The organism is Pseudomonas viridiflava (genome assembly GCF_900602065.1).
Taxonomy (GTDB): Bacteria; Pseudomonadota; Gammaproteobacteria; order Pseudomonadales; family Pseudomonadaceae; genus Aquipseudomonas.
Window position 1 is genome coordinate 1 of sequence record NZ_UWFN01000387.1, and the last position, 306, is coordinate 306.

Below are 306 nucleotides of genomic sequence, written 5' to 3' on the forward strand. Positions count from 1 at the left end.
TCCAGACGCGCCCTGATGTCGGGGTATTTGGACAAAAAGTGGAAGGCGTAGGTAAAGGTATTGGCACTGGTCTCGTAGGCCCCGAAACACAGGGTCATGCACTCGGTCAGCAGTTGTTCGTGCGCCATGGGCTGATTGTTATCGGCGTACATGGCCTGCATGAACATCTGCACCATCGAGCGAGTGGGTGTAGGTGCAGCGGTGTGGTGCTCGACCACCGCCTCGATGAGGACCAGCATCTTCTTCTTGGCGTTGAGAAAGCGCGGGTTTTGCGGGGTGGGCACCCATGACGGCAAAGGCAGTATC

At 57.5% G+C, this 306-nt stretch carries 1 protein-coding gene; it reads right to left on the reverse strand.

Annotated features, from left to right (window positions below):
• The coding region (locus EE949_RS29310) for a cytochrome P450 (protein ID WP_164666869.1) at positions 1-306 on the reverse strand (306 nt) is incomplete at both ends.